Raw genomic sequence first — 25,635 nt, forward strand, 5'->3', positions numbered from 1 at the left:
TTTGCGCGTACTGCTGACCGGACACCAGGGCTACCTGGGCACCGTGATGGCCCCGGTCCTCGCCGCCGCCGGACACGAAGTCGTCGGCCTCGACGCCGGCCTGTTCGCCGACTGCGTCCTCGGCCCGACGCCCGCCGACCCGCCGGGACACCGGGTGGACCTGCGTGACATCACGGCCGAGCACGTGGCCGGGGTGGAGGCCGTGATCCACCTGGCGGCGCTGTCCAACGACCCGCTGGGATCGCTGGCGCCGGACCTCACCTACGACATCAATCACCACGCCTCCGTACGGCTGGCCCGGCTGGCCCGCGACGCCGGAGTGCGACGCTTCCTGTACGCGTCGACCTGCTCGGTGTACGGCGCCGCCGGCGGCGACGGCCTCGTCGGCGAGGACGCCCCGTTGCGCCCGGTGACGCCTTACGCGGAGTCCAAGGTGCGGGTGGAGGACGACCTGCACGCGCTGGCCGACGGCGACTTCACCCCGGTGTTCATGCGCAACGCCACCGCCTTCGGCTACTCACCCCGGCTGCGCGCCGACATCGTGCTGAACAACCTCGTGGGCCATGCGCTCCTGAGCGGCGAGGTGCTCGTGCTCTCCGACGGCACCCCCTGGCGCCCGCTGGTGCACGCAGCCGACATCGCCCGGGCCTTCACGGCGGCGCTGGCCGCGCCGCGGGAAGCGGTGCACGACCGGGCGTTCAACATCGGTAGCGAGATCAACAACGTCACGGTCGCCCAGATCGCCGAGCAGGTCGCCGAGGCGGTGTCCGGCGTGAAGGTGGTGATCACCGGGGAGAACGGTGCCGATCCGCGGTCGTACCGGGTGGACTTCTCCCGGTTCCGGGCCGCGATACCCGGCTTCGACTGCGAGTGGACGGTGAAGCAGGGCGCGCTCGAACTCGCCGACGCCTACCAGAAGTTCGGCCTGACCAGCGAGGCCTTCGAGCAACGCTTCACCCGCCTCGCCGTGCTGCGCGCGGCGTCCGAGGCCGGAACCGTCGACGACACCCTGCGGTGGCGCCCGTGACCGAGATCGGCGAGGAGATGTACGCGATGGTGGAGCGGATGTACCCGCTCTGCCGGAGCATCACGGGCGACGGCGTGCGCGCCACCTTGGACATCGTCGGCGAGTACATCCCGCTCCAGAGGCACGAGGTGCCGACCGGCACGCAGGTGCTCGACTGGACGGTGCCGCAGGAGTGGAACATCCGCGACGCGTACATCGCCGACACCGCCGGGAACCGGGTCGTCGACTTCGCCGCGTCCAGCCTGCACGTGCTCGGCTACAGCGTGCCGGTGGCGGAGACCATGCCGCTGGCCGAGCTGCGCGAACACCTGCACACCCTGCCGGACCACCCGGCCTGGGTGCCGTACCGCACCAGTTACTACAAGCCGGAATGGGGATTCTGCCTGGCCCAGGAGACCCTGGACGCGATGCCGGACGGCGACTACGAGGTGCGCGTCGACTCCACGCTCGCGGACGGCCACCTCACCTACGCCGAGCATGTCGTCCCCGGGCAGGTCCAGGACGAGGTGATCGTCTCCTGCCACGTCTGCCACCCGTCGCTGGCCAACGACAACCTGGCCGGCATCGCGGTGGCGACGTTCCTGGCCCGGGAGCTGGCCCGGCAGACGCCGTACTACACCTACCGGTTCATCTTCGCGCCCGGCACCATCGGGGCGATCACCTGGCTGGCCCGCAACGCGGAGCGGGTGGAGCGGGTCAAGCACGGCCTGGTGCTGGCCTGTGCGGGCGACTCGGGCGGGCTGACGTACAAGCAGAGCAGGCGCGGGGACGCGGAGATCGACCGGGTGATGCGGTACGTGCTGGCCGCCTCCGAACGCCCGCACCAGGTCAAGGAGTTCACGCCGTACGGCTACGACGAGCGGCAGTACTGCTCGCCCGGGTTCAACCTGGGCGTGGGTTCGCTCACCCGGACCCCGTACGCCGGCTACCCCGAGTACCACACCTCGGCGGACAACCTGGACTTCGTCTCCCCGGAGGCGATGGCGGACACCCTCGCGGTCTGCCGCGAGGCGTCCGCCGTCCTCGACCGCAACCGGCAGTACGTCAACCTCAGTCCTTACGGCGAACCGCAGTTGGGCCGGCGCGGGCTGTACGACGCACTCGGCGGCCGCAGCGACACCAAGCAGGCCCAGATGGCCATGCTCTGGGTGCTCAACCTCTCCGACGGCGAGCACAGTCTGCTGGACGTCGCCGAGCGGTCCGGGCTGCCGTTCGGCGCCGTCGCCTCCGCGGCCGACGCCCTGCACGGAGCCGGGCTGATCAAGACATGACGCCGATCACCACCAACGGGGAGCAGACGGCGCGACCGGCCGGATCGGCCCGGCGGGCCCTCGCCGGCCGGCTGTCCTGGGGACTGGCCGACCAGGCGGTCTCCAGCATCAGCAACTTCGTGGTGGGCATGTACGTGGCACGCTCGCTCGGGCTGGCCGCGTTCGGCGTGTTCAGCCTGGCCTGGGTGACCTACGGCGTGGTGCTCAACGTCTCCCGCGGACTGGCCACCGACCCGCTCGTGGTGCGCTTCAGCGGTGTGCCGGAGGCGTCCTGGCGTGCGGCGACGACCCGGTCGACGGGCACCGCGCTCGGCGTCGGCGGTGTCATCGGCGTGGCGTCCGTCGTGGTCGGGCTGGGGCTCGGCGGCAGCGTGGGCGCCGCGTTCGTCGGCCTCGGCGTGGTACTGCCGGGACTGCTGCTGCAGGACGCCTGGCGGTTCTCGTTCTTCGCCGCGGGCGCCGGGCGGAAGGCGTTCGTGAACGACCTCGTGTGGGGCGTCGCGCTCATCCCGGCCCTGGTGGCGGCCGCCCGCGTGGGCACCGTGACCGCTTTCGTGCTCGCCTGGGGCGGGTCGGCCGCGGTGGCCGCGGGGTACGGCTGCGTCCAGTCCGGCATCCTGCCCCGGCCGGCCCGGGCGCGCGCATGGCTTCGCGAGCAGCGCGACCTCGGCTACCGATACCTGCTCGAGAACGTCGGCGTCAGCGGCGCGAGCCTGCTGCGGGCGTACGGACTTGGCCTCGTCGTCGCGGTCAGCGCGGTGGGTGTGGTCCGGGGTGCGGAGCTCCTGATGGGCCCGTTCCTCGCCGTGCTGATGGGTCTTTCGCTGGTCACCGTCCCGGAGGCGGCACGGGTGCTGCGGCAGGCCCCGCATCGACTGGGCAGGTTCTGCCTCCTGCTCGGCGCCGGGCTGGCCGCCGCCGCACTGCTCTGGGGCACCGCGCTGCTGCTGGTGCCGGACCGTCTCGGCGAGCACGTGCTCGGCAGCGTCTGGTACCCGTCCTCCGAGCTCATCGTGCCCATCTCGCTCGGCGTCGCGGGCGCCGGCCTCGGCGTCGGCGCTGCGGCCGGGCTCCGCGCGCTCGCCGCCGCCCGGCGCAGCCTGCGCTGCCAACTGTTCGCCTCCGCCGGCTATGTCGGCGGCGGGGTCGGCGGGGCGGCCGTGGCCGGCACGGCCGGCTCGGCCTGGGGCGTCGCCGCCGCGAACCTCGGCGCCTCGGTCCTGTGGTGGCTGCAGCTGCGGTCCGCCCTGCGCGAGCACCGGCACAACACCATCAGCGAAGAGAGGACCACATGACCCGCCATCCCCGGCTCAGCATCGGCCTGCCCGTGTACAACGGGGAGGAGTACCTCGCCGAGTCGCTCGACGCCCTGCTCGGCCAGACCTACGAGGACTTCGAGCTGGTCATCTCCGACAACGCCTCGATCGACGGAACCCAGGACATCTGCCGCCGGTACGCCGCGAAGGACTCACGCATCCGGTACCTCCGGCTGCCCCGGAACATCGGCGCCGCACCGAACCACAACTACGTCTTCACTGAGTGCCGGGGCGAGCTGTTCAAGTGGGCCTCGCACGACGACCTGTACGCCCGCGACCTGCTGCGGCGCTGCGTTCAGGCGCTGGACGAGCGGCCGGACGTGGTCCTCGCGCACAGCGGCCAGGCGGTCATCGACGGCGACGGCCAGGTGACGGTCCCGTACGAGTACGGGCTGGCCACCGACTCGCCGCACGCGCCGGAGCGCTTCCGCAGCCTGCTGTTCGAGCCCGGTGGCGACGACTTCTACGGAGTGATGCGGGCCGACATGCTGCGCCGGGTGAAGCCGCACGACAGCTACCACCACGCGGACCGCACATTCGTCGCCGAGATCACCCTGCACGGGCCCTTCCACCAGGTGCCGGAGCTGCTGTACTTCCGCCGCGACCACCCCACCCGCGCCGAGCGGGCGAACCCCTCCAAGCGCTCCCGATGCGTCAATCTGGACCCGCGCCGGGCCGGCCCGCTGCACCCGACGCCCCGGCTGCTCGCCGAGTACGTCTGGGGCTTCGTCTCGGCGATCCGGCGGGCGCCGTTGTCCCCGGCCGACCGGCGCGCGTGCTACCGCCACCTGGCCGCGTGGATGACCAGCCGCACCCGGCCGGGTGCGGGCGAGCGGGTCGAGGACCGCGCCCCGGTCGACCCGGGCGGGCTCACGGTCTCCGTCGACGCGATCGTCGCCGGCCGCGAGGGGAGGCAGGCATGACCTCGACGAACAGAACTCAGGTGCGCGTCGGCCTGTTCGGCCTGTTCGGCGCCGGCAACTCCGGCAACGACGCGTCACTCGAGGCCATCCTCGGGTACCTGCGCACCGAGCACCCGGAGGCGGTCGTGGACGCGCTGTGCGGCGGGCCCGAGGTCATCACGGCCCGGTACGGGATCCCCGCGGCGCGGATGAACTGGAACCGCGGTGAGTACCGGACCGCCTCGAGTGTCGTCGCCATCGCGACGAAGGGTCTGGGCAAGCTCGTCGACGCCGTCCGCACCGCCGCCTGGGTGCGCCGGCACGACGTGGTGATCGTGCCGGGCACGGGCGTCCTGGAGACCACGCTGCCGCTGCGGCCCTGGGGCTTCCCGTACTCGCTGTTCCTGCTCTGCGCGAGCGGCCGGCTGCTGCGCACCCGGGTCGCACTGGTCAGCGTCGGCGCCTCCGAGATCGGCGACCGGGCGACCCGGACCCTGGTGCGCTGGTCGGCGCGGCTGGCCGCGTACCGGTCGTTCCGGGGCGCCCACTCGCGCGACGCGATACGGGCGATGGGCGTGGCCACCGCGCGCGACGAGGTCTATCCGGACCTCGCCTTCTCGCTGCCGGCGCCGCGGGCGAGCACGCCCTCGGGTCCGCCGGGTCCGGTCTGCGTCGGCGTCATGGCCTGGCACGGCAGCAACGACGAGCGCGCACGGGCCGAGGAGATCCACCGGCGCTACCTCGACGGGACGATCCGGTTCGTCCGCGCGCTGGTCGAGGACGGCCGGCCGGTCCGGCTGCTCACCGGGGACGAGCTCGACCGGCCGGTGGCCGCCGCGGTCCTCGACGCGGTGGACTCCCCGCTGGTCACCGCCGCCGAGGCGGCCTCGCTCGCCGACCTGATGAAGGAGGCGGCGGCCGCCGACACCGTGGTGGCGACCCGCTACCACAACCTGGTCTGCGCGCTGAAGACCGGCACGCCGACGCTCGCCGTCAGCTATTCGGAGAAGAGCGACGATCTCATGGCCCAGATGGGACTCGGCGCGTACTGCCACCCGGCACGCGAGGTCGACGCCGACCGGCTGCTCGAGCAGTTCCGGGAGCTGGAACGGCGATCGGCGGAGCTGCGGCGGACCCTCCCGGAGCGGAACCAGGACGCCGCCCGGCGTGTCGAGGACCAGTTCACCGCCTTGACCACGGCCCTGTTCCCGCCGACCGACCGCACCCGCACCACGCAGGAGACTCCATGAAAGCGATCGAAGTCCCGGAGATCGCCGGCGCGTACCTCTTCGAGCCGACGCCGTACGCCGACGAACGCGGCTTCTTCTGCCGCACCTTCGACGCCGACGTGATCCGCTCGGTGGGCCTCGACCCGAACGCCTTCGTCCAGGACAGCCTGTCCCGCTCGGTCCGGGGCGTGCTGCGCGGCCTGCACCTGCGTTCCGGCGCCGGCGAGGCCAAGCTGGTGCGCTGCTCGTACGGGCAGATCTTCGACGTCGTCGTGGACCTGCGGCCCGACTCGCCGACGTACCTGAGCCGGGCGTCCTTCGAACTGTCCGGCGAGACCCAGACGACCCTGTACATCCCGGCGGGGTGTGCGCACGGCTTCCAGGCGCTGACCGAGACCGCCGACACCTCGTACCGGATCGACCGCCCGCACGATCCGGCCGAGGACGTGACGATCGCCCATGACGACCCGGAGCTCGCCATCCCCTGGCCGCTGCCGGTCACTTCGATGTCTCAGCGGGACCGGGAGGCGCCGAGCCTCGCCGACGTCCTCAAGCACAGGGAGAGTTGAGGTCGTCGTGGACACCGAGGAATTCCAACTGCCCCGGTCGCGGAAGGCGAACGAGCGGCTGCACGCCATGATCCCCGGCGGCGCGCACACCTACGCCAAGGGCGACGACCAGTACCCCGAGCACCTGGCCCCGGTCATCAGCCACGGCCACGGTGCCCATGTGTGGGACATCGACGGCAACCGCTACATCGAGTACGGCTCAGGCCTGCGGTCGGTCAGCCTCGGCCACGCCCACCCCCGCGTGACCGAGGCGGCGCGGCGGGAACTCGACCGCGGCAGCAACTTCGTGAGGCCGTCCATCGTGGAGGTCGAGGCCGCGGAGCGCTTCCTGGCCACGGTGCCGACCGCCGAGATGGTGAAGTTCGCGAAGAACGGCTCCGACGTCACCACCGCCGCGGTCCGCCTGGCCCGCGCCGTCACCGGGCGCCCACGGGTGGCCATCTGCGGCGATCACCCGTTCTTCTCCGTCGACGACTGGTTCATCGGTACGACGCCGATGTCCGCCGGTATTCCGGCGGCGACCACCGAGCTCACCGTGGCGTTCCCGTACGGGGACCTGGCCGCCACGGAGGAACTGCTCACCCGGTACCCGGACGAGATCGCCTGCCTGATCCTCGAACCCGCCGGCCACACCGAGCCGCCGCCCGGGTACCTCGCCGGGCTGCGCGAGCTGGCCGACCGGCACGGCTGTGTACTGATCTTCGATGAGATGATCACCGGCTTCCGCTGGTCCGAGGCGGGCGCCCAGGGCTTGTACGGCGTCGTCCCCGACCTCTCCACGTTCGGCAAGGCGCTGGGCAACGGGTTTGCCGTCTCCGCGCTTGCCGGGCGCCGCGAGTTGATGGAGTGGGGCGGTCTGCGTCACTCCAGCGAGCGGGTGTTCCTGCTGTCCACCACGCACGGTGCGGAAACGCACTCCCTGGCAGCCGCGATGGCCGTGCAGACCACCTATGTCGAGGAGGGCATCACCGCACAACTGCACGCCCTCGGCGAGCGGTTGGCGGCCGGTGTCCGGGACGCCGCGGCGAGCATGGGCGTCGGCGACCACGTCGTCGTCCGGGGCCGGGCCAGCAACCTGGTCTTCGCCACCCTCGACGAGAACCGGCAGCCGTCGCAGCCGTACCGCACCCTGTTCCTGCGCCAACTCCTCGCGGGCGGCGTACTGGCCCCGTCGTTCGTGGTGAGCAGCGCGCTCAGCGAGGCCGACATCGACCACACCGTGGCGGTGGTGGCCCAGGCATGTGCCGTGTACCGGAAGGCACTTGACGCCGGCGATCCCACTCCCTGGGTGGGCGGGCGGCCGGTGAAGCCGGTATTCCGCCGGTTGGCATGACGCGACGGTGACATGACGTGCCGTCAGTGACGCGCCCGCCGACCGGCGTCGGCCATCCGGTCGGCCATCTGGTCGGTCTGCCGGTCGGCGATCCGGTCGACCAGCCACGCGGTCGCCGGGACCACCGCCAGCGCGGTGCAGCAGCCGCCGAGGACGTCGGTCGGGTAGTGCGCGCCCAGCGCGACCTGCGCCCAGCCCATGGCGCCGCCGGCCACCAGCGCCGAGCCGAGCACGAGTGATGTGCCGGCCGTTCTGCCGAGGCCGAGCCGGCCGGTCGCGAGCAGCGCGGCCACGAGGGCGAGCGCGGTGAGGAAGGCGGTGTGCCCGCTCGGGTAGGACAGGTTGCCGGGGCCGTGGATGGTACGTCCCACCAGGTGCTTGAGCAGCCTCGCCGTCCCCACGGTCATACCGACGCCGAGCACGACGAGCACCGCCGCACGAGGACGCCGAAGCAGCAGGCACCCCGTCACGGCGGCCACGACCAGCATCGCCGCTCCGCCGGGCTCCCCCAGAAAGTCGATGGTCAGAGCGACGTACCGCCACGGCGGACGCACACTGTCCGCCGTCGGCTCGATGATCCACCTGTCCACCCGGCCGGGCTCGCCCTGGTCGGCGTACAAGCCCCCGACCCCGACGACCACCAGAGCGGCGAGGGCCGCGATCAGCCCCAGCCACGCGCGCAAGGACGGGGGCAGCAGGCGATCCAACGCGAGCCCCCCATCGTGTCACCGGTGTGTGCAACCCTAACCAACCTCCACGGAGACATACGGCCATATCGGTTTCACTGACCACCGAGGATGTCGAGAACGGCGTGATGACTCCGTCCCAGGGCCAGAAGCGACCACCATGGTCGCCCTGCCTCAGGAGGCCACCATGACGAACGACCAGGTCACCGAGATCCTCGATCGCCCGCTGAGCCAGGAGCTGCTGGCCCGTGACCTCTGCCGCCTGGCCTACGTGGCCAAGGACGGGACACCGCGGAACATCCCGATCGCCTTCTCCTGGAACGGCAGGGAGATCGTGATGTGCACGTCGAGGAACGCCCCGAAGCTGGCTTCGCTCCGTCACAACCCGGCCGTCGCCCTCACGATCGACACCGAGGTGCACCCGCCCAAGATCCTGCTCGTCCGCGGCACCGTCGAACTCGACGACGTCGACGGCATTCCCGAGGAGTACCTCGAGATGAACGGTTCGTACACGATGACGGCCGAGCAACGGGTCGAGTGGGAGGCCGAGGTCCGCTCGCTCTACGACGGCATGGTCCGCATTGTGATGACGCCGACGTGGGCGAAGCTGATCGACTTCGAGACGACCTTGCCCAGCGCCGTCGAGGAACTCATCCAGCGGCGTGCGGAACGTCAGCAGCAGAGCCACTGAAAAACCTGTTGGTGGACCACGGCGGCCACTGCTACTTTTCCGGAGGCCGTGCGAGATGACGAGGAGGTGGTACCCGTGAACGTATCGACATGGGTGCTTCCCTCCGGGGTCACGGTCGGGCGATAGGCAGGTCGTCCGGGAGCGCCGTTCACGAGCACTCCCGAAAGGCACGACCATGCGATTCACTTCCGAACAGCGTCTCGACGGCGGCGTCCTCGAACGCGAATTCACCCTCGGCGAGATCCCCGGCACCCTGTGGACGCCCGAATCCGCCGCACCGGCCCCGCTGATCCTGATGGCCCACAACAACGGCCTGCCCAAGCGGGACTCCCGGCTGGTGGCCCGGGCCCGGCTCACCGCGGCGTACGGCTACGCGGTGGCCACCATCGACGCCGCCGGGTGCGGTGACCGGCCCCGCTCCGCCGCCGACGAGCAGGCCCGCGCCGACCTCCGCCGGGCGATACAGGCCGGCGAGCCCGTCGACGAGATCTTCGAGTCCGTCGTCGGCCCGCTGGTCGAAAAGGCGGCCCCGGAATGGCGGACCACCCTGGACGCCCTCCTCGCACTGCCCGAGATCGGCGGCCCGGTCGGGTACTCGGGGTGGACCGCCCTCGGCATCCGCCTTGCGGTGGCCGACCCGCGCATCACGGCCGCCGGTTTCTTCGCCGGGGGTTACGTGCCCCGTGCCCAGCGCGAGGAGGCCCGGCAGGTCACCATTCCGCTGCTGATCCTGCTGCAGTGGGACGACGAAGGAAACCCCCGGCAACGGGCCCTGGACCTCTTCGACGCCTTCGGCAGCAAGGAGAAGACGCTGCACGCCAATCTGGGCGGACACCTCGGTACCCCGTGGTTCGAGAGCGAGGACGGGGGCCGGTTCTACGACCGGCACCTGAAGTGAGGCCGGGCCGTCCGGCGGGCAGCAGCCGGTAGGCGGTGTCGGGGCGGCGCGTCTCTGGCAGGGCACGCGCCGCCCGCGATGGCCTTTCAAATCCCTGGTCGGTCACTTCGCCTGGGCGAGCCAGACCGCGTCGCGGCCGGCCGGGAAGCGGAGCTGGCCGGTCGTGTCGTGCACGGCCCGCCAGACCGTCTCGGCGACGTCGCTCTCCTCGGTGAAGACGTCCTGGCCCATGAAGCCGTCCATGGCCTTCTTCGCGAACGCCGCGTAGGGCGCCGGGACCAGTTGGTCCAGCGAGGCGCCGTTCGTCGCGTTGGCTGCGAAGTTCGTGGTCAGGCAGGCGCCCGGCGCGACCGTCGTCGCCCGCACACCGAACGGCGCGAGTTCGAGCGCGAGGGACGCGGTGAACCCCTCGATGGCCATCTTGCTGGCCTTGTAGACGGCCGAGAGCGGCATGTGCCCCAGCACCACGCTGGAGGTCACGTTGACCACCACGCCGGAACCCCGCTCCCGGAACCGGGGCAGCACCGCCTGCGTCGTCGCCATCACGCCGAAGGTGTTGGTCTCGAAGACCTCCCGTACACGGGCCATGGGCGTGCCCTCGAACACGCTGATCGAGGGCACGCCCGCGTTGTTGACCAGAGCGTCGATGGGCCCCGCTGCCTCGAACGCGGCGGTGATGGATTCGGGCTCGGTCACGTCGAGTTCGACGATGCGGAGCCGGTCCGACTCGGGGAGGACGTCCGGACGCGGGGTGCGCATCGTGGCGATGACGTTCCACCCCTGCGCGTGGAAGTGGAGGGCGGTCGCCCGCCCGTAGCCGGACGACGTGCCAGTGATCAGAACGGTCTGCATGCTGGGTCCCTTGCGATGTGGTGGGGTGGTCCGCGGATGGACAAGCATTTTCCTGCTCCGCGAAAGAACCGATGACCCCATTGAATCGCTCTGACCTGCGTTGACAGTAGACCTATCCTCGCCCTGCCTTGCACGATCCTCTTCCAACGCCGAGCCCGCTCAAGGGATGACGCTCACGGGACTGCGTGCGGTGTCGCGCAGGCGGGCCGCGTCCTGGCTCGGGGGCGCCCCGAACTGGCGGCGGTACTCCCGGCTGAACTGTGAGGGGTTGTCATAACCGACGCGCCGGCCGACGCCGGTGACATCGCCCGGGTGGGTGGCGAGCAGCAGCCTGGCCTCCTGCAGCCGGATCTGCTTCTGGAACTGGATGGGGCTCATCGCGGTGACCGCCTGGAAGTTGCGGTAGAAGGCGGAGACGCTCATGCCGGACATGCGTGCCACGTCCTCGACCCGGAAGGGCTGCGCGTAGTGCTCGCGGATCCAGCGCACGGCCCGGGAGACATGGCTGAGGCCGCTGTCGGCCAGGCCCAGTTGGCGAACCGTCGCCCCCTGCTCGCTGGTGATCAGGCGCCAGAGGATCTCGCGCTTGACCAGCGGGGCCAGTACGGCGCGGTCGCGAGGTTCGTCGAGCAGGCGCAGCAGCCGGACGACCGCGTCGAGCAGCGGGGCTGACGCGTCGCTGACGGCGATGCCCGATGGCACGCCTGAGTCGGCGCGGGGGAGGTCGCCGGGGCCGGCCCGAAGCAGCAGTTCGGCCACGGCGGACGGCTCCAGGGTCAGGCCGAAGCCGAGGGCGGGTCGCTCGGGTTCTACCTGGGTGAACTGCCCCGTGACGGGCAGGTCGACGGATGCGACCAGATACTGCCCGGCGCCGTATTCGTAGACCCGGTCGCCCAGCGCCAGGCGTTTGGCGCCCTGGGCGATGACCGCGAGCACCGTGCCGGACATGGAGGGTGCCGGCGGATCCGGCCGGTCGACCTTCGAGATGAGGACGCCGTCGATGGCGGTGGTCCAGTCGGGGCGGGCATGCCGGGCCAGCAGGGTGCGGAGCTCTTCGAGGTGCATGCGTCCATTGCAGCACCATCCCCGCGCCCGGTCTCCCGTGGTTGCGAGGATCGTGCAAGTGCCGGCGAGCATCGTTCTAACATTTTCGCAGGTCGCAAGCGTTCAATGGAATCACCGCACTCCCCCACCGAGAAGAAGGCATCCATGAACGCCACCTATGGCTTCAACGCCACCCTGACCGCCAGGCCCGGAATGGGCGACCGACTGGTCGACCTGCTGCTGACCGGCCTGAACGAGGGCAGCCCCGGCGCGAGCGAACACTGCGTCGTCTACCTGGTCTCCCGTTCCGCGTCCGACCCCGACGTCGTCCACGTCACCGAGGGCTGGACCAGTGAGGAGGACCACCACCGGATCTTCGCCGGCGAGGCCGCCCAGGCCATCGTGGCGCGGATCGACGGGCTGCTGGCCAAGGAATCCGAGTTCACCGACTACGTCCCGGTCCGCGGCAAGGCCGCCTTCTGAAGCCCGCGGATCGAACGCGGACCTCTTCTCGCCCGACTCCCCGAAAGGCAGCAACCATGACCACGGCACGCCCCGCCCTTGACCTCGAACTGCGTGAACTCCTGGCCGAGATGCCCCTGATATCCCAGCTCACCCCAGAACTCCTCGCCCAACTGCGTCAGCTCCCCTCGACGCCCGTCGAGTCCCTCCTCGCCCACCGGCAGGTCGAGCGGCGCGACATCACCGTGTCCGCCGAGGACGGCGCCCAGATCGGCCTGTCAGTCCTCAGCCCCGCGCGGACCGATCCCACCACCCCCGCCGCACCCTGCATCTACTGGATCCACGGCGGCGGGATGGTCATGGGCGACCGCTTCTCGCAGATCGACATCCCCCTGGAGTGGCTCGACCGGTTCGGCGCGGTCGTGGTCACCGTCGACTACCGGCTCGCCCCGGAGGCCACCGGCACCACCCTGGTCGACGACTGCTATCAGGGCCTGCTCTGGATCGCCGAGCACGCCGACGAACTGGGCATCGACGCGGCCAGGATCATCGTCGCGGGCGCCAGCGCGGGCGGCGGGCTCGCCGCCGGCGTCACCCTCATGGCCCGCGATCTCGGCACCCCGGCGATCGCCGCGCAGGTGCTGATCTGCCCCATGCTCGACCACCGCAACGCCACCACCTCCAGCCGCCAGTACTCCGGCGTTCCCGGTGTCTGGACCGGCGAGATGAACGCGTTCGGATGGCAGGCCGTCCTCGGCGACCTCACCGACGAGGAGATACCCGCGTACGTCTCACCCGCGCTGGCCGACGACCTCTCGGGCCTGCCGACCACCTATATCGACACCGGCTCCGCCGAGGTCTTCCGCGACGAGGACACCGACTACGCCACCCGCGTCTGGGCGGCCGGTGGCCAGGCCGAACTGCACGTCTGGGCGGGCGGCTTCCATGGCTTCGACGCGCTGTTCCCGCAGGCACAGATCTCGGCCACGGCCCGCCGCACCCGCACCGACTGGCTCGCCCGTCTCTTGCCTCGTCAGTGCTGAGGGTGCGGTCCGGTCGCGGTGTCCGGGCCGGTGAACCGGGCTCGGCGGGCGCGGGGGCTCCTGGCGCGTCGGTGGGCTGTCGCGCGTATCGCCATGGCCAGGCCCAGGCAGAAGACCAGCGCCAGGGCGAGGCCGGAGCAGAAGACGGCCAGGGTGTTCATGGTCGCGATGTCGTTGCCGAGGACGGACACGGTGTACTCAGGGCCGCCGGACAGATTGTCGCCGATTGCGAGCCCGGTGAACGCGGCGGCGCCTGCGAGGAGGAGCAGTCCGATGAACAGCATCCGAGTCATCTCCTAAAGAGCACTTCGGCACTACGGGTACCCGTGACGCGTCGTGACACACGGCACTCAAGCGGTCCTGGTCGATCCACCCCCCTGTTGATCATCCACGCCCTTAACTCGGCATTTCCGCAAGGGCAGTTGTGCGTGCGTTTCCATGCGTCACACTTCCTTCACAGGTGGGGCTCGGAGGGGGAGTGATACATGGCCGCGTGGAGACCAGCCCTCGTCACGGCCGCGGGGGCGCTGCTGCTGGCGGGGTGCACCGGCGGAGCGGACGACGGGGCCGGGGCGGAGAAGAAGCCGAAGTCGGCCCCCAGCGCCTCGCCCTCGCCGACCGAGGTGAGCGAGCCGTACACGCTCGCGGAGGAACGGGCGCCGAAGACACGGGCCGAGGCGGTCGCGTACGTCCGCGACCTCGATGTGCGGCCCGACTACTTCGGCACCGGGTATCGCAAACGCCAGCCCTTCGAGAGCGATCCTGCCGAGTGGGCCGTGCTCGGGACGGACTGCCTGTGGCGGCGCGAGCCCCTGGCGGACACCGTGCTGGCCAGTCTCACGCGGGCGTTCGAGCTGCCGAAGCAGGGCGCCAAGGGGCCGGTGCACGTGTCGCTGACCGTCACCGTGCACGAGAACGCCGTGGCCGCGCGGCGCGACATGGCAGGTTCGCTGGAGTCGGCACTGCGCTGCCCCGAGCAGCGGCTGAACGCCACCGAGCGGGTGCGTGACCTGTACTCCCAGGCCAACGCGTATGCCGACGAGCGGAACGCGATCTCCGACGACGACCTGTCGGAGGCAGGCGAGTGGGTCGTCGACGGGCAGCGCGGGGCGTACCCCTTCGACTGGTACAAGTTCCGGCTCGGGCCGGTCACCGTGGCCGCGACGGCACGGCACGGCGCGGGCCGGACCGAGGCGGAGGACTCCGCCGTCACCTCCGACATGATCCAGGGGCTCGGCTTCGTCGCCGCCGAGATCCATCGGCAGGGGGAGGCGGGCGGTTCGGACGGTTCCGGTGCGCCGAGCGCGCCGACCGAGACCAAGGGGGCGGGCGATGAGTGAAGAGCTGCGGTCCTCCGATCCCTCCCGCATCGCCGGGTTCCGGCTGCTGCGGCGGCTCGGTGCGGGCGGCATGGGCGTCGTCTACCTCGGGCGCACCGACGCGGGCGCGCTCGCCGCGGTCAAGGTGATCCGGGGGGAGGGCGCCGGGGACGACGACTTCCGGGCCCGGTTCGCGCGCGAGGTGGAGCTGGCGCGGCGGGTCGACAACCCCTGGGTGGTGCCCGTCCTGGACGCCGACGCCGAGGCGCGTGAGCCATGGCTGGCCACCGCCTTCGTACCCGGCCCCTCCCTGTCCGAGGCGGTCGCCGCACACGGGCCGCTTCCGGCGCCTGCCATCGGTGTCCTCGGCGGGCTGCTGGCCGGGGCACTGGACGCGGTCCACGCGGCCGGTCTCGTCCACCGGGACGTCAAACCGGGCAACGTGCTCCTCGCGCTGGACGGGCCACGCCTGATCGACTTCGGCATCGCGCGCGCCGCGGGCGACACGGCGCTGACCGCGTCCGGCGTCGTGGTCGGAACGCCCGGATTCCTCGCCCCGGAGCAGGCCGAGGGGCGGCCCGCGACCTCCGCGAGCGACGTCTTCGCGCTGGGCTGCGTGCTCGCGTACGCCTCCTCCGGGACCCCGCCCTTCGGCACCGGAGCGCCGGACGCACTGCTGTACCGCACCGTCCACGACGACCCCGAACTCGGCGGTGTGGAGGGCGAGTTGCGGGCCCTGGTGGAACGCTGCCTGGCCAAGGACCCGGACGCGCGGCCCACCGCCGAGGAGATGGGGCGGCTGCTCGCGCAGGACGCTCCGGACGGATCGGGCGACTGGCTCCCCGACCCCGTCGCCCGGATGGTCGCGGCGCGGGCCAGCGAGAGCCTCGCCCTGCCCGACATCGAGCCCACGGTCGTGAACGAGCCGGACGCTCCGGCCCCGCAGGCCGCGCCCGGCCGGCGCCGGCTGCTCCTCGCCGGCGGCGCGCTGCTGCTGGCGGGCGGCGGGACCGGCGCGGCCGTATGGGCGGCGGGGGACGAGGGGAAGAAGCCCGCCGCGGGCGGCGGGCGTCCCGTGTACGTCCTCGGCGTGCACACGACCTCCGCCGCGGCCGACCGCGCCATCAGCCGGACCTGCGAGCGCGCCGCCCGCCTCGCCGTGGCCCAGCACAACGCCTCGCCGAAGCGGGCGTACGACCTTGAGGTGCGGGTCCGCGCCGACCGGGGCGACGTCGCCTCCGCCCAGCAGGTGGCCCAGGCGTTCACCGCCGACCGGAACGTGGTCGCCGTGCTGGGTCCGGTCGCCGAGATCTCGATGCGCTCGGCGGCGGCCGTCTACGGCGCGGCCGGGCTCACCCATCTGTCCAGCAGCACGGGCCAGCCGGACTACTTCGCCACGTCGAAGAAGACCTCGTTCCAGACCGGCGCCCCCCATCTCGCGCTCGGCACGTGGATCGGGTTCCATGCGCTGGTGACCGGCCAGGTGGCGAAGGCGGGCGTCGTGATCGACCGGTCCGGCGGCGCGACCATGCAGGATCTGGGCACTCCCCTGATCACCAACTGGCGCGACCCCGGCACCCTCGGCGCGGAGGTGATCCCCAAAGTCGTCGCCGAGGGGACGGACGACCGCCCGAAGGCGGTCCGTGACCTGCTCGCCGCCGGTGTCAGGGACTTCATCTATCTGGGCCCCCTCGAAGCCACCGTCCGCACCGCCCGCGAACTGTCCGCGGCCGGCTTCACCGGGCCGCGCTGGATGCAGCACGCGCTGTACGGATCGGACTTCCCGCGCCTGGCGGGGGCCGCGGGCGAGGGCTGGTCCGTGGTCACGTCGGCCGTGGACCCGTCCGTGCTGCCGACCCGGCGGGCCAAGGACTTCACCGCGGCATGGCGTAAGCGTTACGGCGCCGCCCCGGAGCCGTACGCCACCGAGGCGTACGACAGCGTGCGGATGCTGCTCGCCGAGTTCGCCCACACGGTCCCGGCCGGGGCCCGCGGGCGGCCGGTCCGTACCGATCTGGCGGCGCGGCTGGCGAGGAAGAACTACCAGTACAAGGGCATCGCCCGGACGTACGCCTTCGGCCAGTTCCATGAGTACGACAACAGCGGGGACGGATGGACGGAGGAGACCTACGTCCACCAGGTCCGCGACGGGCGCTTCCAGCAGCTGGGCACGCTCGTCGACCAACAGCGTGGCTGACGAGGGCGGATGACGGAACCGGAGAAGAACGGAGACGGCTGACGTGGAGCGGCTTCTGCCGTCCGATCCCTCGGTGATCGGCGGGCACCGGCTCGCGGGGCGGCTCGGGGCGGGCGGCATGGGCGTCGTCTACCTCGCACGCTCCCCGCACGGCGCCTGGTGCGCGCTGAAGGTGATCCGGGCCGAGTACGCCGACGACCCCGGCTTCCGCGCCCGCTTCCGCCGCGAGGCCGAGCTCGCCTCCGGGCTGACCGCCCGGTGGACCGTGCCGGTCGTCGGGGCGGACGCCGAGGCGCGCGAGCCGTGGCTGGCCACGGCCTACGTGCCCGGCCCCTCCCTGGCGGAGGCTGTTGCGCTGCACGGACCCTGGCCCGAGGCGCAGGTGCGCAGCCTGGGATCCGCGCTGGCCGAGGCGCTGGACGGGGTGCACGCGGCCGGTCTGGTCCACCGGGACGTCAAGCCCGCGAACGTGCTCCTCGCCGTGGACGGGCCGCGGCTGATCGACTTCGGCATCGCGCGGGCCGTCGGCGCGACCGCGCTCACCACGGACGGCTCCGTCGTCGGTTCCCCCGGCTACCTCTCGCCCGAGCAGGCCCGCGGGCACACGGTGGGTCCGGCCAGCGACGTCTTCTCGCTCGGCTGCGTCCTCGCCCACACGGCCACCGGGCGGCCCCCGTTCGGCGTCGGCGGGGCCGCGGCCGTGCTCTACCGGACCGTGCACCGGGAACCGGACCTGGACGGCGTACCGGAGGGACTCGATCAGACCGTACGGCGCTGTCTGGCCAAGGAGCCGGAGGGGCGCCCGAGCGCGCGGGAACTCATGGATGTCCTCGGCGAGTTCATGCGGGACGGGTGGCTGCCCGAGGGGCTGCCCGCCCTGGTCGCCGCCCGCGCCGGGCACGTCCTCGACCTGCCGGTGCCCGAGCCGACCATGGTCTCCGGGCCCGCCACCGTCGAGGCCGCCGATTCCCCGCCGTCGCCGACCCGGCGGCGGCTGCTCGTCGCCGGGACCGCGCTCGGGGTCACCGCGGCGGGCGGGACGGGCGCGTGGTGGCGGTGGGGCCGAAGCAGCGCGTCCGCGAACACCGGCGCCGGTCGGCGGACCCGCCACGTGATCACGATGCTCGGCGACCCGGACGACTCCGTCCATCAGAACCAGGTGCGCGGCGCCCGCCTCGCCGTGGAACAGCACAACGAGGACGCCCGGCGCACCATCGACCTCGTGCTGCGCACCACCGACGACCGGGGCACCGCGGCGGGCTCCGCGGCGGCGGCCACCCGGCTGGCCGCCGACGAGACCGTGTCCGTGGTGATCGCCACGGGCGGGAACGCGACCGCGCCCGCGGCGATGAACCCGTGCACGGAGGCCGGGCTGCTCCTGCTGATCACCACCGCCGACACGGACGACCTCAACAACCTCAGCACCAGCTCGACGCTCGTGCTGCGCTCCACCCGGACCATCGGGCCGGGCGGGGCGCTGGTGTATCTGAACCGGGTCGTCCGACCCGCCCGCACCGTGATCGTCAACGACCTGGCCACCCACGCGGAGAGTCTGCCCACGGTCAGGATCGCCACCGTCCACGACAAGCTCAACAGCGAGACGGCGGTGGAGGACGTCGCAGCGGACGAGGACTTCAGCGTCGCCGCCCGCCGCATCGCCGCCCGCCCTCAGGACGCGGTCCTGTTCGCCGGCGTGCGCCCGGACCGCGCCGCCGCCTGCGCCCGCGCGCTGCGGGACGCGGGCCACGAGGGCGCCCGGACCGCGGGCGAGCAGGTCCTCGGCGCCCCCTTCCTCGCAGCGGGCGAGGGCTGGCGGATCGGCACGGCGTACACCGACGCGAGCGCCGACCTCCGTACCAAGGCGTTCGCCACGGCGTTCCGGGCACGTTTCGCCCGCCCGCCCGGCTCTTGGGCGGCCGAGGCGTACGACGCCGTCCGGTTCGCCGCCCACGGCCTCACCTCCATCGGCGACGAAGGCCGGTCCGCCCTGCGTTCGGAACTCCTGCGCCGCCCCTGGCAGGGCATCACCCGCCGCATGAGCTTCGACCCCGTCTCGCAGTCCTTCGAGTCCAGCGAGGACGGCGGCGCGTTCCTGTTCCGGGTGACCGGGGGAGCGGCCCGCTTCGTGACGCGCTCCGACAGCATCCGCAAGACGTCGTGAACCGGCCCGCAGTATGCCCGAAACGCGTCGTACGTCAGCGAAGTCCCGTTCGCTATCCTGCCCGGGCCGACGTGGCGCAGGGTCCGGCGAAGTGAGGTCGGGGGATGAAAGCGATCGTCGTGGGGGCGGGCATCGGGGGACTGGCCGCGACGCTGAGCCTGCGCGGGGCCGGCTGCGAGGTCACCCTCATCGAGCAGACGTCGCGGTTCACCGAGATCGGTGCCGGTATCCAGCTCGCGCCCAACGCGACGCGGGTGCTGCGCCGGCTTGGCCTGCTCGACGCGGTCGCCGCACAGGCGGTCCGGCCTCCTTACGTGAGTTTCCGGACCTGGTCCGACGGGACCGAGATCTGCCGCTTTCCGATCGGGCCGGAGGCCGAGAAGGAGTTCGGGGCGCCCTATCTGCAGGTCCACCGGGCCGATCTGCACCAGGCACTGGCGGACGCGGTGCCGGCCGAGTGCGTGCGCCTGGACACCGTGGTCGTGGGGATCGATCAGGACGACACCGCCGCGTATGTGACGACCGGAAGCGGTGAGCGGCTGGGCGCGGACCTGGTCGTGGCCGCCGACGGGGTGCGGTCCCCGGCGAGGCAGTGGCTCTTCGGCAAGGACGCGCCGGTCTTCTCCGGGACCGCCGCGTACCGGGCGCTGCTCCCGGCCGACAAGGTCGCCGATCTGGACCTGCCGGAGTACGCCGGCTGGTTCGGACCGGGCCGGCACCTCGTCCACTACTGGGTGCGTCCCGGCCAACTGCTCAACATCGTGGGCGTGTTCGACACCCACACGCCCGCACAGGAGTCGTGGACCGCGCAGGCGGAGCCGGGCGAACAGCTGCGCACCTTCGACGGGTGGGACCCCCGGCTGCTCAGCGTCCTCGAACGCGCGGGCCAGGTCTTCCGCTACGGCATCTACACCCGTGCCCCGCTGGAGAGATGGAACCTCGGCCGGGTGACCCTGCTGGGCGACAGCGCCCACGCGATGGTGCCGTTCCTGGCCCAGGGCGCCGCGCAGGCGATCATGGACGCGGCCGTGCTGGGCGACGTCCTCGCGGGGGCGACGCCGGCCGGGGTCCCCGAGGCGCTCGACCGGTATGTGCGGCGGCGGCTCACGACCGCTACGGGCGTGCAGGCCGGGTCGTCGCGGGCGGGCCGGGACTATCACCTGCCGGACGGCCCCGAGGCCGAGGCGCGGAACGCCCGCTGGGTGGCCTACGCGGCCGAGAACAGATTCGGTCCGCATGCTGCCTCGTGGGGCGTCGACGTCTGACCCACCCCACGGAAAACGCTTGGACTCGACTCGTCCGCTCGCGGGACACTACGGCTTCTGCCCTGTCCGTGGCCGCACGGACATCGAGGCCACGGCACTTCCTGACCGCGCACACGGCGGACTGCCGTACGACACCACGGGGTTGAGATGGGATCGCCGGAATCGGGAGAGTTACGCCGGGCCAAGGGCTCGGTGCTGCTGGCCCTTCGTTACTACGGACGGGAGATGTCCCGGCTGCGGTGGCTGACGCTGCCCGCGTTGCTGCTGCCGGCGCTGGGCAACATCGGCATCTACTACCTCGCGCCGCTGGTCGTCGCGAAGCTGGTCGGCCGGATCGCCGGCGACACCGATGTCTCGCTCGGCTGGACCCTGCCGTACGTCCTCGGCTTCGCGGGTGTCCTGCTGCTCGCGGAGGCGTTCTGGCGCATCGGCCTGCACTGTCTGAACCGCCTTGCCGCCCGCAGCATCGAGCAGCTGTATGTGATCGGCATGGACCAGCTGTTCGCCAAGGACGCCGCGTTCTTCCACGACAACTTCGCCGGGGCGCTGACCAAGCGGGTCCTCAGCTTCGCCTCGCGCTTCGAGGATTTCATCGACACGCTGACGTTCCAGGTGGTGGCCAGCTTCGTGCCGCTGCTGTTCGGATCGGTCGTGCTGTGGCGCTACGAACCCCTGCTCGTCCTCGGCCTGCTGGCGATGATCGCGTTGACGGCCCTGTGCGTGCTGCCGCTCATCCGCCGTCGCCAGGCGCTCGTCGACCAGCGCGAGGAGGCCATCGCCCGGGTGTCGGGCCATGTCGCCGACAGCCTGATGAACATGGACACGGTCCGGGCGTTCGCCGCCGAGGAACACGAGGCCGCCGAGCACCGCTCCCGGGTCGCCCAGTCGCGTCGGCTCACCCTGCGGTCCTGGGACTACGGCAATCTGCGCATCGACACGCTGGTGGCGCCGCTGTCCGTACTGACCAACGCACTCGGCCTGCTGCTCGCGGTCGCCCTCGCCGGGGGCACGAACGGCGTGGAAGCGGTCGTCGTCGCCTTCACGTACTACACGAACGCGACGCGGATCATGTTCGAGTTCAACCAGATCTACCGCCGCCTGGAGAGCTCGATGACGGAGGCCTCGCAGTTCACCGAACTGCTGCTGGTACCGCCGACCGTGCTCGACCCGGTGGCTCCCGAGCCGCTGCGGCCCGGTGCCGCCGACGTCCGCTTCGAGCGGGTGACCTTCGCCCACGCGGGAGGGAAGCCGCTCTTCGAGGGCCTCGACCTGACCGTGCCCAGCGGGACGAAGCTCGGGCTCGTCGGCCGGTCCGGCGGCGGCAAGACCACACTCACCCGGCTGCTGCTGCGGATGACCGACATCGACGCCGGCCGGATCCTGGTCGGGGGACAGGACATCAGCAGGCTGCGCCAGGCCGACCTGCGCAGCCTGATCGCCTACGTCCCGCAGGACCCGGCGATGTTCCACCGCACCCTGCGGGACAACATCGCGTTCGCCCGGCCGGACGCCACCGAGGCCGAGATCCGGCGCGCGGCTCAGGCGGCGCACGTCACGGAGTTCGCCGACGCCCTGCCGCGCGGCTTCGACACCCTGGTGGGCGAGCGCGGGATCAAGCTGTCCGGCGGGCAGCGCCAGCGGGTCGCTCTCGCCCGGGCGATCCTGCGCGACGCGCCGATCCTGCTGCTCGACGAGGCGACCAGCGCCCTGGACTCCGAGAGCGAGATCCTCGTGCAGGAGGCGCTGTGGCGGCTGATGGAGGGGCGGACGGCGCTGGTGGTGGCGCACAGGCTGAGCACGGTCGCCACCATGGACCAGCTCGTCGTCCTCGACCGCGGACGGATCGTCGAGCAGGGCACGCACCAGGAACTGCTCGCGTCGCACGGGACGTACGCGAAGCTGTGGCAGCACCAGTCGGGCGGCTTCCTCGACGACACCGCCCCCGACTACACCACCGCGGCAGCGGAGCCCGGCCACTGAGGAAAGCACGATGTCCAGGGCGGCCACGCGGGCAGCCCTGGACATCGTGATCAGAAGGTTCAGACGAGGTCGAACCGGTCCAGGTTCATGACCTTGTCCCACGCCTCGACGAAGTCCTTGACGAACTTCTCCTTCGCGTCGTCGCTCGCGTAGACCTCGGCGAGCGCACGCAGCTCCGAGTTGGAGCCGAAGACCAGGTCGGCACGGGTGCCGGTCCACTTGACCTCGCCCGTGGCGGCGTCGCGGCCCTCGAACGTGGTCTGGTCCTCGGAGGTCGACTTCCACGCCGTGCCCAGGTCGAGCAGGTTGACGAAGAAGTCGTTCGTCAGGACGCCCGGGGTCTCGGTGAGGACGCCGTGCTTCGACTGCTGGCTGTTCGCACCCAGGACACGGAGGCCACCGACGAGGGCCGTCATCTCGGGGGCGCTCAGGGTCAGCAGGTTCGCCCGGTCCAGCAGCAGGTACTCGGCGGGAAGGCGGTTGCCCTTGCCGAGGTAGTTGCGGAACCCGTCCGAGGTCGGCTCCAGCGCGGCGAACGACTCCGCGTCGGTGTGCTCCTCGGTCGCGTCGACACGGCCCGGGGTGAAGGGCACCTCGATGTCGAAGCCCGCGTCCTTGGCGGCCTTCTCGACGCCGGCGCAGCCGCCGAGGACGATCAGGTCGGCCAGGGACACCTTCTTGGCGCCGGAGTTGAACTCACCCTGGATCGACTCGAGGGTGCGCAGCACCGTCGCGAGCTGGTCGGGGTCGTTCGCCTCCCACGTGCGCTGCGGCTCCAGACGGATCCGCGCGCCGTTGGCGCCGCCGCGCTTGTCGCTGCCGCGGTACGTCGAGGCCGACGCCCACGCGGTGGAGACCAGCTCGGAGACCGACAGGCCCGAGTCGACGAGCTTGGCCTTGAGCGCCGCGATGTCGGCGGCGTCGATGACCTCACCTTCCGCCTGAGGCAGCGGGTCCTGCCACAGCAGCGTCTCCGCCGGGACCTCCGGGCCGAGGTACAGCGACTTCGGGCCCATGTCGCGGTGGGTCAGCTTGTACCAGGCGCGGGCGAAGGCGTCCGCGAACTGGTCGGGGTTCTCGTGGAAGCGGCGCGAGATCTGCTCGTAGATCGGGTCGAAGCGCAGCGAGAGGTCCGTCGTGAGCATCGTGGGCAGACGCTTCTTCGACGCGTCGTGCGCGTCGGGGATGATCGCCTCGGCGTCCTTGGCAACCCACTGGTTGGCGCCGGCCGGGGACTGGGTCAGCTCCCACTCGTAGCCGAAGAGGATGCTGAAGAAGTCGTTGCTCCACTGGGTCGGCTTGGTGGTCCAGGTGACCTCCAGGCCGGAGGTGATGGCGTCGCCGCCCTTACCGGTGCCGTAGGTGCTCTTCCAGCCCAGGCCCTGCTCCTCCATGGAGGCGGCCTCGGGGTCGTTGCCCACGTGGTCGGCCGGGCCGGCGCCGTGGGTCTTGCCGAAGGTGTGACCGCCCGCGATCAGGGCGACCGTCTCCTCGTCGTTCATCGCCATGCGGCGGAACGTCTCGCGGATGTCACGGGCCGCGGCGATCGGGTCCGGGTTGCCGTTCGGGCCCTCCGGGTTGACGTAGATCAGGCCCATCTGGACCGCGCCGAGCGGGTTCTCCAGCTCGCGGTCACCGCTGTAGCGCTGGTCGTCGAGCCAGGTGGTCTCGGGACCCCAGTACACGTCCTCCTCGGGCTCCCAGACGTCCTCACGGCCGCCGGCGAAGCCGAAGGTCTTGAAGCCCATCTGCTCCAGGGCGACATTGCCGGTGAGGATCATGAGGTCGGCCCAGGAGATGGACTGGCCGTACTTCTTCTTGACCGGCCACAGCAGACGGCGGGCCTTGTCCAGGTTGCCGTTGTCGGGCCAGCTGTTGAGCGGGGCGAAGCGCTGCTGACCGGCGCCGGCGCCGCCGCGGCCATCGCTGATGCGGTAGGTGCCGGCGCTGTGCCAGGCCATCCGGATCATCAGCGGGCCGTAGTTGCCGAAGTCCGCCGGCCACCAGTCCTGCGAGGTCGTGAGCACCTCGGCGATGTCCCGCTTCACGGCCGCGAGGTCGAGGTTCTGGAACGCCTCGGCGTAGTCGAACTCCTCGCCGAGGGGGTTCGCCACGGCGGGGTTCTTGGCCAGGATCTTCACATTGAGCCGGTCCGGCCACCACTGGCGGTTGCCGCCGCCCTGAGTCGGGTGTGCGGCCCGCCCGTGCGCGACCGGGCAGCCACCTGTGCCCTCCGTCTTGGGGTCGGTGACGATTGCATCGGGGTTCTCAGCCATGGGGAATCCTTCCGGACTGCTGGATCTTCGGTGCTCAGGAACTGCGTGGGGTGGAACAGTCGGGGCACTGGCCCCAGTAGATGACCTCGGCCTCGTCGATCGCGAAGCCGTGGTCGTCCGACGCGGTCAGACAGGGTGCCTCGCCCATCGCACAGTCGACGTCGGCGACGGCACCGCAGGACCGGCAGATGACGTGGTGGTGGTTGTCCCCGACCCGTCCCTCGTACCGGGCCGGGCTGCCGGCCGGTTCGATACGCCGGATGAGGCCCGCCCCGGTCAGGGCGTGCAGGCCCTCGTACACGGCTTGAAGGGAGACATGGCCGACGCGGTCACGGACCCCGGAGGCGATCGCCTCGACACCGAGGTGGTCGCCGTGCCGGACGGTCTCGAGCAGCGCGGCTCGGGCCGCCGTCACCCGCAGGCCGGCACCGCGCAGCTCCTCGGCCGTGGTCGGAGTCTCGGATGCGGTCATGCCGAGAACCTATCCTCAAGAACACGAACGATTCAAGAAAACGACTGGTTCTAATTTAATGTCGTGTCGGGGCACGGTGGTGGACGTGCCTCAGCGGAGCGGCGACGCTCAGCTCACGCAGCCCACATGTGCCAGCGCCTGCTTCAGCAGGACCCCGTGCCCGCCCGGCATGTCGCTCTGTACCGCCGGTGACAGGGCCTCCTGAGGGCTGAACCAGACGAGGTCGAGGGCGTCCTGCCGGGGCCGGCAGTCGCCGGTGACCGGGACGACGTAGGCGAGGGATACCGCGTGCTGACGGGGGTCGTGGTAGGGCGTGACTCCATGGGTGGGGAAGTACTCGGCGACCGTGAAGGGCTGGAGGGACGTCGGGACGCGGGGCAGCGCCACCGGGCCGAGGTCCTTCTCCAGGTGGCGCAGCAGGGCGTCCCGGACCCGCTCGTGATGCAGGACACGGCCGGAGACCAGCGACCGGCTGACCGTTCCGTCGGGTCCGATGCGCAGCAGCAGGCCGATGCTGCTGACTTCGCCGTTGTCGTCGACGCGCACGGGCACGGCCTCGACGTACAGGATCGGCATGCGGGCGCGCGCCGCCTCGAGCTCGTCGGCGGAGAGCCAACCGGGCGTGGTATCGGTCATGTCAGA

The 25,635-nt window shown here is 71.6% G+C and carries 23 protein-coding genes; 16 read left to right on the forward strand and 7 right to left on the reverse strand.

The window, feature by feature from the left end; translation table 11 throughout:
• The first annotated feature begins 1 nt into the window (after nt 1).
• From KCH48_RS18615 to KCH48_RS18645, 7 genes are read left to right on the forward strand one after another with little or no spacing between them, the layout of a single operon-like run.
• Nucleotides 2-1,027: an NAD(P)-dependent oxidoreductase gene (locus KCH48_RS18615; protein ID WP_210575452.1), complete on the forward strand. Its 1,026-nt coding sequence runs from the start codon at nt 2-4 to the stop codon at nt 1,025-1,027.
• Entirely contained in the window at nt 1,015-2,298 is a 1,284-nt protein-coding gene (locus KCH48_RS18620) for a DUF4910 domain-containing protein (protein WP_210575453.1), read from the forward strand. Before KCH48_RS18615 ends, KCH48_RS18620 begins: the two co-directional genes overlap by 13 nt.
• Nucleotides 2,295-3,593, forward strand: coding sequence for a hypothetical protein (locus tag KCH48_RS18625; protein ID WP_210575454.1), 1,299 nt, complete (start codon nt 2,295-2,297; stop codon nt 3,591-3,593). The genes KCH48_RS18620 and KCH48_RS18625 overlap by 4 nt, the downstream gene beginning before the upstream one ends.
• Nucleotides 3,590-4,537 (forward strand): glycosyltransferase family 2 protein, encoded by a 948-nt coding sequence (locus KCH48_RS18630; protein WP_210575455.1) that lies wholly within the window; start codon nt 3,590-3,592, stop codon nt 4,535-4,537. The genes KCH48_RS18625 and KCH48_RS18630 overlap by 4 nt, the downstream gene beginning before the upstream one ends.
• The gene (locus tag KCH48_RS18635; protein WP_210575456.1) at nt 4,534-5,766 is read left to right on the forward strand and encodes a polysaccharide pyruvyl transferase family protein; all 1,233 of its coding nucleotides are present in this window, start codon (nt 4,534-4,536) and stop codon (nt 5,764-5,766) included. Before KCH48_RS18630 ends, KCH48_RS18635 begins: the two co-directional genes overlap by 4 nt.
• On the forward strand, nt 5,763-6,314 hold the full coding sequence (gene rfbC / locus KCH48_RS18640) for a dTDP-4-dehydrorhamnose 3,5-epimerase (RefSeq protein ID WP_210575458.1): 552 nt from the start codon (nt 5,763-5,765) through the stop codon (nt 6,312-6,314). The genes KCH48_RS18635 and rfbC overlap by 4 nt, the downstream gene beginning before the upstream one ends.
• Before the next feature lie 7 nt (nt 6,315-6,321).
• A complete protein-coding gene (locus KCH48_RS18645; RefSeq protein ID WP_210575460.1) occupies nt 6,322-7,647 on the forward strand; it encodes a glutamate-1-semialdehyde 2,1-aminomutase in 1,326 nt (441 codons plus the stop codon).
• A gap of 23 nt (nt 7,648-7,670) precedes the next feature.
• On the opposite strand, the gene KCH48_RS18650 is transcribed toward KCH48_RS18645, so the two are convergent.
• A complete protein-coding gene (locus tag KCH48_RS18650; protein ID WP_210575462.1) occupies nt 7,671-8,354 on the reverse strand; it encodes a phosphatase PAP2 family protein in 684 nt (227 codons plus the stop codon).
• A 166-nt stretch (nt 8,355-8,520) separates the two neighbouring features.
• Between KCH48_RS18650 and KCH48_RS18655 the strand changes: the two genes are divergently transcribed.
• The gene (locus tag KCH48_RS18655) at nt 8,521-9,024 is read left to right on the forward strand and encodes a pyridoxamine 5'-phosphate oxidase family protein (protein ID WP_210575463.1); all 504 of its coding nucleotides are present in this window, start codon (nt 8,521-8,523) and stop codon (nt 9,022-9,024) included.
• Between the two features lie 175 nt (nt 9,025-9,199).
• The gene (locus KCH48_RS18660; protein ID WP_210575464.1) at nt 9,200-9,922 is read left to right on the forward strand and encodes a dienelactone hydrolase family protein; all 723 of its coding nucleotides are present in this window, start codon (nt 9,200-9,202) and stop codon (nt 9,920-9,922) included.
• 102 nt (nt 9,923-10,024) lie between these two features.
• On the opposite strand, the gene KCH48_RS18665 is transcribed toward KCH48_RS18660, so the two are convergent.
• Together KCH48_RS18665 and KCH48_RS18670 are read right to left on the reverse strand one after the other, a co-directional pair.
• A complete protein-coding gene (locus tag KCH48_RS18665) occupies nt 10,025-10,774 on the reverse strand; it encodes an SDR family oxidoreductase (RefSeq protein ID WP_210575465.1) in 750 nt (249 codons plus the stop codon).
• A 159-nt stretch (nt 10,775-10,933) separates the two neighbouring features.
• Nucleotides 10,934-11,839, reverse strand: a complete 906-nt coding sequence (locus tag KCH48_RS18670; RefSeq protein WP_210575467.1) for an AraC family transcriptional regulator — start codon at nt 11,837-11,839, stop codon at nt 10,934-10,936.
• A 144-nt stretch (nt 11,840-11,983) separates the two neighbouring features.
• On the opposite strand from KCH48_RS18670, the gene KCH48_RS18675 reads away from it, so the two are divergent.
• Nucleotides 11,984-12,301, forward strand: a complete 318-nt coding sequence (locus tag KCH48_RS18675) for a putative quinol monooxygenase (RefSeq protein ID WP_210575469.1) — start codon at nt 11,984-11,986, stop codon at nt 12,299-12,301.
• A gap of 56 nt (nt 12,302-12,357) precedes the next feature.
• Nucleotides 12,358-13,323 carry an alpha/beta hydrolase gene (locus KCH48_RS18680; RefSeq protein ID WP_210575471.1) on the forward strand — a complete coding sequence of 322 codons (966 nt, stop codon included), beginning with the start codon at nt 12,358-12,360 and terminating at the stop codon, nt 13,321-13,323.
• Here KCH48_RS18680 and KCH48_RS18685 read toward each other — a convergent pair.
• Nucleotides 13,314-13,607 (reverse strand): hypothetical protein, encoded by a 294-nt coding sequence (locus tag KCH48_RS18685; RefSeq protein ID WP_210575473.1) that lies wholly within the window; start codon nt 13,605-13,607, stop codon nt 13,314-13,316. The two genes, KCH48_RS18680 and KCH48_RS18685, sit on opposite strands and share 10 nt — an antisense overlap.
• 201 nt (nt 13,608-13,808) lie before the next feature.
• On the opposite strand from KCH48_RS18685, the gene KCH48_RS18690 reads away from it, so the two are divergent.
• From KCH48_RS18690 to KCH48_RS18710, 5 genes are all read left to right on the forward strand, one after another.
• Nucleotides 13,809-14,663 (forward strand): hypothetical protein, encoded by an 855-nt coding sequence (locus KCH48_RS18690; protein ID WP_246885474.1) that lies wholly within the window; start codon nt 13,809-13,811, stop codon nt 14,661-14,663.
• Nucleotides 14,656-16,839, forward strand: coding sequence for a bifunctional serine/threonine-protein kinase/ABC transporter substrate-binding protein (locus KCH48_RS18695; RefSeq protein WP_210575475.1), 2,184 nt, complete (start codon nt 14,656-14,658; stop codon nt 16,837-16,839). The genes KCH48_RS18690 and KCH48_RS18695 overlap by 8 nt, the downstream gene beginning before the upstream one ends.
• A 43-nt stretch (nt 16,840-16,882) precedes the next feature.
• The gene (locus tag KCH48_RS18700; RefSeq protein WP_210575477.1) at nt 16,883-19,000 is read left to right on the forward strand and encodes a bifunctional serine/threonine-protein kinase/ABC transporter substrate-binding protein; all 2,118 of its coding nucleotides are present in this window, start codon (nt 16,883-16,885) and stop codon (nt 18,998-19,000) included.
• 104 nt (nt 19,001-19,104) lie between these two features.
• The gene (locus KCH48_RS18705) at nt 19,105-20,265 is read left to right on the forward strand and encodes an FAD-dependent monooxygenase (RefSeq protein ID WP_210575479.1); all 1,161 of its coding nucleotides are present in this window, start codon (nt 19,105-19,107) and stop codon (nt 20,263-20,265) included.
• A gap of 147 nt (nt 20,266-20,412) precedes the next feature.
• Nucleotides 20,413-22,245 (forward strand): ABC transporter ATP-binding protein, encoded by a 1,833-nt coding sequence (locus tag KCH48_RS18710; protein WP_210575480.1) that lies wholly within the window; start codon nt 20,413-20,415, stop codon nt 22,243-22,245.
• 59 nt (nt 22,246-22,304) lie between these two features.
• Here KCH48_RS18710 and katG read toward each other — a convergent pair whose 3' ends face one another.
• The 3 genes from katG to KCH48_RS18725 form a co-directional block, all read right to left on the reverse strand.
• Nucleotides 22,305-24,521 carry a catalase/peroxidase HPI gene (katG, locus tag KCH48_RS18715; RefSeq protein WP_210575481.1) on the reverse strand — a complete coding sequence of 739 codons (2,217 nt, stop codon included), beginning with the start codon at nt 24,519-24,521 and terminating at the stop codon, nt 22,305-22,307.
• 34 nt (nt 24,522-24,555) lie between these two features.
• The gene (locus KCH48_RS18720; RefSeq protein ID WP_210575482.1) at nt 24,556-24,993 is read right to left on the reverse strand and encodes a Fur family transcriptional regulator; all 438 of its coding nucleotides are present in this window, start codon (nt 24,991-24,993) and stop codon (nt 24,556-24,558) included.
• A gap of 108 nt (nt 24,994-25,101) precedes the next feature.
• Nucleotides 25,102-25,629 carry an NUDIX hydrolase family protein gene (locus KCH48_RS18725; protein WP_210575527.1) on the reverse strand — a complete coding sequence of 176 codons (528 nt, stop codon included), beginning with the start codon at nt 25,627-25,629 and terminating at the stop codon, nt 25,102-25,104.
• Nucleotides 25,630-25,635: the final 6 nt, after the last annotated feature.

It is taken from the genome of Streptomyces sp. GESEQ-4 (assembly GCF_017948455.1).
Lineage (GTDB): Bacteria > Actinomycetota > Actinomycetes > Streptomycetales > Streptomycetaceae > Streptomyces.

Coding starts and splice junctions, on each gene's coding strand:
- KCH48_RS18710 (WP_210575480.1), top strand. CDS start 20,413: ATGGGATCGCCGGAATCGGGAGAGTTACGCCGGGCCAAGGGCTCGGTG.
- katG (WP_210575481.1), bottom strand. CDS start 24,521: ATGGCTGAGAACCCCGATGCAATCGTCACCGACCCCAAGACGGAGGGC.
- rfbC (WP_210575458.1), top strand. CDS start 5,763: ATGAAAGCGATCGAAGTCCCGGAGATCGCCGGCGCGTACCTCTTCGAG.
- KCH48_RS18720 (WP_210575482.1), bottom strand. CDS start 24,993: ATGACCGCATCCGAGACTCCGACCACGGCCGAGGAGCTGCGCGGTGCC.
- KCH48_RS18685 (WP_210575473.1), bottom strand. CDS start 13,607: ATGCTGTTCATCGGACTGCTCCTCCTCGCAGGCGCCGCCGCGTTCACC.
- KCH48_RS18725 (WP_210575527.1), bottom strand. CDS start 25,629: ATGACCGATACCACGCCCGGTTGGCTCTCCGCCGACGAGCTCGAGGCG.
- KCH48_RS18655 (WP_210575463.1), top strand. CDS start 8,521: ATGACGAACGACCAGGTCACCGAGATCCTCGATCGCCCGCTGAGCCAG.
- KCH48_RS18665 (WP_210575465.1), bottom strand. CDS start 10,774: ATGCAGACCGTTCTGATCACTGGCACGTCGTCCGGCTACGGGCGGGCG.
- KCH48_RS18675 (WP_210575469.1), top strand. CDS start 11,984: ATGAACGCCACCTATGGCTTCAACGCCACCCTGACCGCCAGGCCCGGA.
- KCH48_RS18695 (WP_210575475.1), top strand. CDS start 14,656: ATGAGTGAAGAGCTGCGGTCCTCCGATCCCTCCCGCATCGCCGGGTTC.
- KCH48_RS18690 (WP_246885474.1), top strand. CDS start 13,809: ATGGCCGCGTGGAGACCAGCCCTCGTCACGGCCGCGGGGGCGCTGCTG.
- KCH48_RS18635 (WP_210575456.1), top strand. CDS start 4,534: ATGACCTCGACGAACAGAACTCAGGTGCGCGTCGGCCTGTTCGGCCTG.
- KCH48_RS18670 (WP_210575467.1), bottom strand. CDS start 11,839: ATGCACCTCGAAGAGCTCCGCACCCTGCTGGCCCGGCATGCCCGCCCC.
- KCH48_RS18660 (WP_210575464.1), top strand. CDS start 9,200: ATGCGATTCACTTCCGAACAGCGTCTCGACGGCGGCGTCCTCGAACGC.
- KCH48_RS18625 (WP_210575454.1), top strand. CDS start 2,295: ATGACGCCGATCACCACCAACGGGGAGCAGACGGCGCGACCGGCCGGA.
- KCH48_RS18705 (WP_210575479.1), top strand. CDS start 19,105: ATGAAAGCGATCGTCGTGGGGGCGGGCATCGGGGGACTGGCCGCGACG.
- KCH48_RS18680 (WP_210575471.1), top strand. CDS start 12,358: ATGACCACGGCACGCCCCGCCCTTGACCTCGAACTGCGTGAACTCCTG.
- KCH48_RS18630 (WP_210575455.1), top strand. CDS start 3,590: ATGACCCGCCATCCCCGGCTCAGCATCGGCCTGCCCGTGTACAACGGG.